General features: G+C 64.4%; 4 protein-coding genes. 2 read left to right on the plus strand and 2 right to left on the minus strand.

Translation table 11 applies throughout. The features are described 5' to 3' along the window. A partial coding sequence (locus ABD299_RS24920; protein WP_344267063.1) for a hypothetical protein occupies positions 1-470 on the plus strand: 470 nt, incomplete at its 5' end. Beyond that, positions 464-1,036: a hypothetical protein gene (locus ABD299_RS24925; protein WP_344267066.1), complete on the plus strand. Its 573-nt coding sequence runs from the start codon at positions 464-466 to the stop codon at positions 1,034-1,036. The genes ABD299_RS24920 and ABD299_RS24925, both read left to right, overlap by 7 nt. A 50-nt stretch (positions 1,037-1,086) precedes the next feature. Here the strand turns inward: ABD299_RS24925 and ABD299_RS24930 are convergent, their stop codons facing one another. Continuing rightward, positions 1,087-2,025: a transposase gene (locus ABD299_RS24930; protein ID WP_344267068.1), complete on the minus strand. Its 939-nt coding sequence runs from the start codon at positions 2,023-2,025 to the stop codon at positions 1,087-1,089. Next, positions 1,994-2,656 (minus strand): transposase, encoded by a 663-nt coding sequence (locus ABD299_RS24935; protein ID WP_344267070.1) that lies wholly within the window; start codon positions 2,654-2,656, stop codon positions 1,994-1,996. The genes ABD299_RS24930 and ABD299_RS24935 overlap by 32 nt, the downstream gene beginning before the upstream one ends. Between the last annotated feature and the right edge of the window lie 226 nt (positions 2,657-2,882).

Here is a 2,882-nt window from a genome sequence, read left to right on the forward strand (position 1 = left end):
TCCACAACCTCACCACCACCAACCACCACACCTACTATGCACTGGCAGGCGCCACACCAGTCCTGGTTCACAACTGCAGCCTTTCTGCGCGAGCGAGCGAGATTCACGCCGCTGAGCCGGACGAATTTATTCGCAACAACGTGAGCACTGTAGCTGCAGTTCGGGCGGAGACCCCTCACGGCCCGATCAACGTCATTGCAGGATCTGGTGACGGTCTGACGCCCGCACAGATATCCGCTATCGGCAAAGGTGAGATCGCCGCCGACAATATTCCAGGTACCCACGCAGAGCAGAACGCCCTACTTTTCATCAATAAAATGAGCTGGGCCCCCCAGGCGGGAGGCGCCTCTCGTAATGTATGTCTGGGTGTGTGTGCACCGCTCATCCGAGGCACCGGCGGTAGGATGATGGGTCAGGTGTATCCCGGAAACGGTAAGAAGACAACTCGCCAGAGGAGTTTTGTGTGGTAGTCGATGAGGCGGTTGCGGCCGCGATCCGAGGGCAGTCGTACGTGCAGGTTTCGGCCTTCGTGGCGAGCTGTGCGGAGCGGATGGTGCAGATCTTCACCGGGTTGTGTGGCGGTGACCCCACGCGGAGTAGCGATGTCGATTTTGCCGTCCACGCCGCAGGGGATCTTTGGGAATCTGGAATTCCGAGTGCTTCATTTCGAAGCCATGTGGAGACCCTGGAAGGATTCCAAGAGCTGAAGCCATCCGACGAGGATATTGTCGAGGTATCTGAAATTTACGCCTTCTACGCGGTTCTTGCACTGCGTTATGCAAGCCTCTATCGGTCCAGCTCCGATTCCGAGGATGCGCTAAAATGTGCACACGCCTGTCTGTCTGCGATGGGGCAGCTGGATCAGAACCTCCCAGGGGCAAAATTCTTCGCCCAGGAGGCTGAATCCCAGCTACATGCACTTTCCGCGCCCCCTCTAGAGAACTTGAACTCGGGTAACCTTTCACAGCTCAGGGAGCGCGACCGTGCTGTTGGCCGGGAGCGCCTAGCGGCGATTCAAAGTCGATTGGCCAGCTGATGGACTCGATTCTTCAGTGAGCGACTCTGTCGGGGATCTTGAGCGTGACCTCATTTGCCTTGTCGCCACCAGCATTCCCAGGTCAGACCGCGGGTGTTGAGGTACTGCTGGAAGGTCTGGGGTGCGCGAGGGCGGTGGGGGTGTCGGGTTGTGCGTGAGGCGAGGCGTTCGATGTTGATCGCGATGCCGGTCACGATGTGCTGCACGTGTGTCTTGCGGATGCCGTGGTAGCGGCTGCGTCGGGCCTGGTGTCCGTTGATGAACTCGCAGATGGTGCCTTCGACGCCGGACCGGGTGGCGTAGAGCCGTTTCCACTGGGTGTCTTGCTGGTCTGTGCGGTTCCGGGCCTGGAGCTCGTGGAGGGGGCGGGGGAGGAAGTTCACGGTGCGGGCAGCGGTGCCGCGGGTGCAGGCAGACCGGTCGGGGCACGGGTCGCACTGGTGCGGGTGGAACCGGGCCACGGTGTAGGGAGCCATGGCCGGTGGCTCGAGCCAGATGTGGCTGGTCTCGCCGTTCGGGCAGGTGACCTGGCGCTGGTCGAAGTCGATGGAGAAGCCGTCCCGGGTGAAGCCGGACTGTTCCTTGCTCTGCCATGCGCCGCTGGCTTTCACGGGGCCGAGGAGTTCGACGCCGTGGTCGCGGAAGGAGCGGTGCAGCAGCGCCACGGAGAGGTAGCCGCCGTCGAGCAGGTGCTGCCGGGGCAGCAGCCGGCGGTGGCGGAGCCGGGTGTGGATGCCGGGCAGGGCCTCGGTGTCCCGGGTCGGCCTAGTGGTGGCGATGTCCGTGATCAGGTTGGCCTGCGCATCGTCGGTCTCGCAGGTCTCGGTGACATGGACGAGGTAGCCGCTCCAGCGGGTATTGCCCCTCATCGCCCGGCGGGCTTCGCAGTCGTAGGGCGTGACGATCCGCAGGGCCCCTTTGGGCTGTCCGTCCTTCTCGGTGCGCGGACGTAACCTGTCACAGGCGTCGAGGAGGAAGTTCTGCACCACGATCTGCCGCAGCGCTTCCGCGCGAGCACCGCGCTGGTGAGGCGGCAGGCGTTCCAGGAGTCTGCGGGCGTCTGCTCCTGCCTGTTTGAGCCGGGTAACGGGGTGAGTTGGCTGGCTGGGAAGCCGCACCGGGCGCCCGTCGGGTGGCCCACTCGGCATCCACCAGCCCGTCCAGGACCTCGGGTGCCCGCTGGGCGGTTTCCTCCAACGCCGCGCGTACTGCTTCCAGGACCAGCTCCAGACGGGTGAGGTCCCGCGCGGCAGCCAGGACCTGAGTCGAGTCACTGCGCTGTCTGCCGCGCTCGGTGACCATGCCGGCCGCCCGCATCCGCGCCAGCGACAGGGAGAGCAGCTGGTCCGCGCGATCGTCCTCGCACAGACGATCACGGAAGTCGGTCAGCACGCTGTGGTGGAATCCCGGGTCGTCCAGCTCCAGAGCCAGGGCGTACGTGAAGTCGATCCGGCACCGCACCGCCTCGGCCGCCTGCCGGTCGGAGAGGTTCAGTAAGAACTGAAGGACATAGACCGTGGCGAGCTGGGCCGGCGAGAGTCCGGGGCGGCCGTCGCGCGGGTACCAGGAGGCGAAGTCCCTGTCGTCCCAGAGCCCGTCGAGGTGATCACGTACCCACATCGCCGTGGTGCCGCGGGGGTTGCTGGCCCGCGCTATCCGAGCTGTGAGCTCGGGAACTGCTACACCGGACCGGGGACGAACAGACACTGATCACCTCAAGTGGACGGAACCATGCAGGACCGTCCGTAGTGTTCCAAGCGCCGACAGCCCCTGTCCCGCGAACTCCAAGATCCCCGACAGAGTCGCTCAAAGCCAACCCGAAAGCCTCCACCGCCACCAGCCGCTC

This window comes from Streptomyces sodiiphilus (genome assembly GCF_039529215.1).
GTDB lineage: Bacteria > Actinomycetota > Actinomycetes > Streptomycetales > Streptomycetaceae > Streptomyces > Streptomyces sodiiphilus.

Excerpts from the sequence above, each read along its gene's own strand:
- ABD299_RS24935 (WP_344267070.1), bottom strand. The coding sequence starts at position 2,656 with ATGTGGGTACGTGATCACCTCGACGGGCTCTGGGACGACAGGGACTTC.